7 protein-coding genes and 1 pseudogene are annotated in these 5,540 nt (G+C 30.3%); 7 read left to right on the forward strand and 1 reads right to left on the reverse strand.

The features are described 5' to 3' along the window. The 6 genes and pseudogenes from Q0352_RS13590 to Q0352_RS13615 all read left to right on the forward strand — a co-directional run. A pseudogene (locus Q0352_RS13590) lies at positions 1 to 393 on the forward strand (DoxX family protein); the annotation flags it as partial. A gap of 18 nt (positions 394 to 411) precedes the next feature. Next, a complete protein-coding gene (gene crcB, locus Q0352_RS13595) occupies positions 412 to 783 on the forward strand; it encodes a fluoride efflux transporter CrcB (RefSeq protein WP_299528387.1) in 372 nt (123 codons plus the stop codon). 311 nt (positions 784 to 1,094) lie between these two features. Then, on the forward strand, positions 1,095 to 1,433 hold the full coding sequence (locus Q0352_RS13600) for a P-II family nitrogen regulator (RefSeq protein WP_299528388.1): 339 nt from the start codon (positions 1,095 to 1,097) through the stop codon (positions 1,431 to 1,433). A gap of 38 nt (positions 1,434 to 1,471) precedes the next feature. After that, on the forward strand, positions 1,472 to 2,671 hold the full coding sequence (locus Q0352_RS13605) for an ammonium transporter (RefSeq protein WP_299528389.1): 1,200 nt from the start codon (positions 1,472 to 1,474) through the stop codon (positions 2,669 to 2,671). Between the two features lie 56 nt (positions 2,672 to 2,727). Continuing rightward, positions 2,728 to 2,874, forward strand: coding sequence for a hypothetical protein (locus tag Q0352_RS13610; RefSeq protein WP_299528390.1), 147 nt, complete (start codon positions 2,728 to 2,730; stop codon positions 2,872 to 2,874). A 19-nt stretch (positions 2,875 to 2,893) separates the two neighbouring features. Continuing rightward, positions 2,894 to 3,580 carry a hypothetical protein gene (locus Q0352_RS13615; RefSeq protein ID WP_299528391.1) on the forward strand — a complete coding sequence of 229 codons (687 nt, stop codon included), beginning with the start codon at positions 2,894 to 2,896 and terminating at the stop codon, positions 3,578 to 3,580. 76 nt (positions 3,581 to 3,656) lie between these two features. On the opposite strand, the gene Q0352_RS13620 is transcribed toward Q0352_RS13615, so the two are convergent. Beyond that, positions 3,657 to 4,274, reverse strand: a complete 618-nt coding sequence (locus tag Q0352_RS13620) for a DUF1684 domain-containing protein (protein ID WP_299528392.1) — start codon at positions 4,272 to 4,274, stop codon at positions 3,657 to 3,659. Between the two features lie 250 nt (positions 4,275 to 4,524). Between Q0352_RS13620 and Q0352_RS13625 the strand changes: the two genes are divergently transcribed. After that, positions 4,525 to 5,540: MFS transporter (locus Q0352_RS13625; RefSeq protein ID WP_299528393.1), on the forward strand; the 1,016-nt coding region annotated here is incomplete at its 3' end.

Raw genomic sequence — 5,540 nt, forward strand, 5'->3', positions numbered from 1 at the left:
AAATATATTGGGGATGAAGAGCCACCAATACATGATTTCTTTTTAGAATCTGTAGATGGTGAGGATTTTACTGATCAGGTTTTAATGTCAGATAATGTATTATTAGTTGTAGCTTATGATATAAGTAAAAGTGATGTAGAAGGATTTTCAAAAATTAAAATTATTACTGATGAAGCTTTAAAAAATGGATATTCAGTTTATTTGTTATCATCTTCTATGAATGAAGAATATGAAGTTATAAAGAACGAATTCAACCTTAATTTTGATTTATTATTTTGTGATGGAACTACTTTAAAAACAATTATTAGAGCAAATCCTGGGATATTGACACTTCAAAACGGAACTGTAATTGGTAAGTGGAGTTGGGTAGATGCTGAAGCTATTAAATTTTAAAAATTAGAAACTTTAAAAATGAAACACGCTTTATTAGTATTTGTTGGTGGTGGTTTTGGAAGTGTTGCGAGGTATTTTGTATCAAAATGGTTTAATAACCTCGAAAATGCTATTCCTTACGGAACCCTGTTATCAAATGTACTTGGAAGTTTGTTAATTGGAATGATTTTGGGTTATTTGGGTAAAACAGGGAATATGTCGCAAAGTCAGTCATTAGTACTTGCTACTGGTTTTTGTGGTGGTTTTACCACTTTTTCAGCGTTTGCATATGAAAATCATTTATTAATTAAAAATGGTGATTACTTTAGCTTTCTACCATATACACTGTCTTCTTTAGTTCTTGGCTTTTTAGCTGTTTTTTTAGGACTATATATTTCGAAATTTCTTTAATAAGAAATAGACTTAGTACTTTACTAAGTATGTAATTACTTACTTTTTATTATCAAAACAAATAATAATTATTTATATACCCCTAAAATTTAGGGGTGTAAAACTCATTTTTTCTTCATTTTTTGAATTTTACCCTTGTGAATCTGTGGGTGATTCATAAAATAATACAATTATAATTACATACCCCATAATAAAATAGGGTAAAATTACAAAAAAGCATAAAAATTAAACAATGACCCATAAAAAATTAGGGGGTAAAAAAATATATTTTTAATTTTGACTCGAAATCAATCAAAAAAATAATTTTTATTATGAAGAAAATCGAAGCAATTATTCGAAAATCAAAATTTGACGAAGTAAAAGATGCTTTGCATCAAATTGAAGTCAATTTTTTTAGTTACTGGGATGTAACAGGAGTTGGACATGAAAAACAAGGACATGTTTATCGAGGTGTAAGCTATAGTACTTCAGATATTCAGCGAAGATTTTTGTCAATCATAGTTTCTGATCCATTTTTAGAAATAACGGTTGATGCTTTGATAAAATCCGCTTATACAGGAGTTGTTGGAGATGGAAAAATATTTGTATCTGATATTATAGAGTCTTATAGAATAAGAACAGGAGAGAAAGGTAGTGATGCACTTAAATAAAAACAATAAAAAAATTAAACTAATTAAAAATATATATTATGGATGCTAACGCTGTATTGGATTTAATGTGGATTGTAATCTGCGGAATTTTAGTATTTTTTATGCAAGCTGGATTTACGCTTGTTGAAACTGGATTTACCAGATCAAAAAATGCTGGAAATATAATAATGAAAAATATCATGGACCTTTGTATTGGGAGTCTTGGTTTTTGGGCCATAGGTTATACAGTAATGTATGGGGAAACTATTGGTTCTTTAATAGGAACTCCAACTTTATTCTTTGATGATGCTGAAAATATGCATAATTTATTCTTTCAGACTGTATTTGCTGCAACTGCCGCTACAATTGTGTCAGGAGCTGTTGCAGGTAGAACAAAATTTTCTACATATATTATCTTTTCTTTTGTGATGACAGTTATAATTTATCCAATATCTGGTCACTGGGTTTGGCAAGGTAGTGGTTGGTTAACTAACCTTGGATTTATAGACTTTGCGGGTTCAACAGTAGTTCATTCTGTTGGTGGATGGGCTGCCTTAGTAGGTGCAATTTTAATAGGTCCTAGAATAGGAAAATATACCAATGGAAAATCAAACGCTATTCCAGGGCATAATTTACTTATTGGATCGTTGGGGGTTTTCATATTGTGGCTTGGTTGGTTTGGATTTAACGCGGGCTCTCAATTAGCAATATCGGGTGATAATGCAAATGCTGTTGCAGGAATTATTATTACTACAAACCTTGCAGCTGCAGCTGCAGCAATTACAGCAATGATTGTTACTTGGATAAGCTATGGGAAACCAGATATTTCCATGACCCTGAATGGTGCTTTAGCAGGATTAGTCGCAATTACTGCAGGTTGCGCAGCAGTTAGCCCATTAGGTGCATTTATAATTGGAATTATAGCAGGTGTTGTTGTGGTATTTTCTATTGATTTTATTGATAAAAAGTTAAAAATTGATGATCCTGTTGGGGCTATTTCAGTACATGGTGTAACAGGTGCATTAGGAACATTATTGGTTGGTGTATTTGCTACAGATGGCGGATTATTATATGGTGGAGGATTTCATCAATTAGGGGTGCAAGCTATTGGTGTATTTTCAATTGCAGCTTGGGCAATAGGAACTTCATTTATAGTACTATTTGTTTTGAAGAAAACTATTGGGTTAAGAGTGTCTAAAGTTGAAGAAGAAGATGGGTTAGACATGCATGAACATGATATGAGTATTTATAATAATTAAAATATATAAAATAAACAGCTAAATATAATTAAAAATTAACCTTAATATTTGGAGCAATGAAAGCAATTAAAAGAGCGGCATTATTATTTATATTAAAGAGCTTAATTGAATTAAGAGATGGGAAAGAAAAAGAAGGTAATAGTTTGAATATTGACATTCATGGTATGGATGATTATTTTTATTACCGTTCAAACCGACATTAATTAACTAAAAATAAAAAAAATGAAAACAATTAAAAAAACAGTATTAATATTGATAACGATTTTGTCAATTAGTACAATAAAAGCTCAAGAAGATGAAATATCAAATGCTTCATTTGATATTGGAGTAGATTTTGCAAGTAGATATGTATGGAGAGGGCTGGAATTCTCTGATTCTCCTGCTGTACAGCCTTATGCTGAATATACTTCAGGAAATTTCACTTTAGGGGCTTGGGCTTCTTATGAGACAGGTGGGCAAGTTGTTGGCCAAGAATTTGATTTTTATGCAGGTTACTCTTTTGGGGCTGTATCATTTGGATTTACGGATTATGCATTTCCAGTAGATGGGATATCAGATGGGTATTTTCAAATGAAAAATCACGTAGGTGAAGCAACTATTAGTTTTGATGGGGTAGAAAAATTTCCATTATCAATAATGTTAGGTGTTAACGTTTATAATGATGATGCTAATTCAGTATATACAGAAGTGGGTTATCCATTCACAATTGGAGAAACAGAGTTAAGTGCATTTGTTGGTGCAGGAAATGAAATTTACTCAATTGATGGTGAGTTTGCAGTTACTAATTTTGGGTTGTCTGCTTCAAAAGATATTAAAATGACAGATGCATTTAGCTTAGGTGTTTCTGCATCAGCAATATTCAATCCAGATACTGAAGATGCATATTTGGTATTCGTAATTTCACTTTAAAAAAAAACTTAAAATAAGTATTGATTAATTAAGTTAAGTTTTAGCCCATTCAGAAATTTTTTGAATGGGTTTTTTTTTAATGATGTTTTCCATAAGCTTTTACACCTGCCAAAATTTCAATAGGAATAGTATTCTCTGAAGGTGGGATAGGGCAAGAATATTTACCATTATAGGCACAATATGGATTGTAAGCTTTATTAAAATCTATAACTATTGTTTTGCTATCTTCTGACGGAATTTTTAAATCGAGAAATCTACCGCCTCCGTAACTTGTTGTACCATTTGAAGCATCATTAAAGGGTAAAAATAAATAATCTTCATATTCAATATCTGTTAACAAACTCTGACTTTGATAAAGGCTTAATTCAATTTTTTTTCCATTTAATGAAAAACGTGCAATACCATATTTTCGATACAAAGGAAGCCTTTCGGTGGTAGTGGGCATTTCAAAAATTGGAGTATTTGGGGTTAATTCAAAAGTTGCTTCAACCCTATATTTTTTATCAATTTCAAAGAATTCTAATGCTTTAAAAGTCTTTAAATCTTCTTCAGTTAGTGGCGATTCTTCAGCATCGGCATATTGTAAGTTTAATTCATATTGAACTAATTTAATTTCATCTTCATAAGACATTTTATTAGTTGTACAAGAGATTGAAATTGAAACTATTAGTAAAGCAAAAAATAAATTTTTCATTAGGGTATATTTTGAGGCTTAAAAATACTAAATATTATTCGTTTGATAAAAAAACATTGTTAATTGAATAAATTTTGTAGATTTGGCAAATAAATCAGATAATTTTATGAATAATTGCAAACAATATAATACCGTAATTAAGTGGTTTTTAAAAAACTACCGGGATGTATATATGTTATAGTTATTCAATAATAAATAATTTCAATTCATATTTAACCCGGCTATAAGCTGGGTTTTTTAATTTTATAGTATGGTAAAAAGAGCGGTAAATAGTTACCAAGATTCATTTAGAGGGCTATCAAAAGAAGTTTGGTGGTTAGCTTTAATTACATTTATAAATAGGGCTGGTACAATGGTATTGCCTTTCTTGTCATTGTATTTAACCGAAGATTTAAATTTATCTTTAGCTCAAGTAGGTTGGGTTATGACAAGTTTTGGAGTTGGATCATTATTAGGTTCATGGTTAGGAGGGAAGTTAACAGATAAAATTGGTTTTTATCAAGTGATGTTTTGGAGTTTGTTGTTAACAGGGTTTCTATTTATAGGTTTGCAATATGTATCTACATTTTACGGTTTTGCAATTGGTATATTTTTAACAATGACTGTTGCTGATACGTTTAGACCGGCAATGTTTGTATCGTTAAAAGCGTATAGCAAGCCTGAAAACCAAACAAGATCATTAACTTTAATTCGTTTAGCAATAAACTTAGGTTTTTCGTTTGGGCCTTTTTTAGGTGGAATTATTATTACAACCCTAAGTTATTCAAGTCTTTTTTGGATTGATGGAATTACTTGTATTGCAGCTATATTATTAATGAGAATTGTATTGAAAGAAAAGAAATTTCATACTAAAAAAATAGAAGACTCAATAGAAAGCATTGTAACATCCATTTATAAAGATAAAGCATATTGGATCTTTTTAGGAGTGGTTTTTTTAATGGGCTTTGTATTTTTGCAATTATTTACAACAATGCCGCTGTATTATAAAGCGGTACATAAATTAACCGAAGTAGAAATTGGATTGCTAATGGCATTAAACGGATTTGTAATTTTTCTGTTTGAAATGCCTATAATTCATTATATAGAAAAAAAACTATTTAATAAACTAAGAATAATAACTTGGAGCTTGGTGTTATTTGCGTTAAGTTTTTTAATATTAAACACTTCTAGTTGGATTGGAATTTTAATAATAGGTATGATATTGATAACTTTTGGTGAATTGTTGGCTTTTCCGTTTACAAATAATTTTGCGATGAGTAGAGCTCC

The sequence above is a fragment of the uncultured Lutibacter sp. genome, from assembly GCF_937891065.1.
Lineage (GTDB): Bacteria > Bacteroidota > Bacteroidia > Flavobacteriales > Flavobacteriaceae > Lutibacter.

Excerpts from the sequence above, each read along its gene's own strand:
- Q0352_RS13610 (WP_299528390.1), top strand. The coding sequence starts at position 2,728 with ATGAAAGCAATTAAAAGAGCGGCATTATTATTTATATTAAAGAGCTTA.
- Q0352_RS13615 (WP_299528391.1), top strand. The coding sequence starts at position 2,894 with ATGAAAACAATTAAAAAAACAGTATTAATATTGATAACGATTTTGTCA.
- Q0352_RS13605 (WP_299528389.1), top strand. The coding sequence starts at position 1,472 with ATGGATGCTAACGCTGTATTGGATTTAATGTGGATTGTAATCTGCGGA.
- Q0352_RS13620 (WP_299528392.1), bottom strand. The coding sequence starts at position 4,274 with ATGAAAAATTTATTTTTTGCTTTACTAATAGTTTCAATTTCAATCTCT.
- crcB (WP_299528387.1), top strand. The coding sequence starts at position 412 with ATGAAACACGCTTTATTAGTATTTGTTGGTGGTGGTTTTGGAAGTGTT.
- Q0352_RS13600 (WP_299528388.1), top strand. The coding sequence starts at position 1,095 with ATGAAGAAAATCGAAGCAATTATTCGAAAATCAAAATTTGACGAAGTA.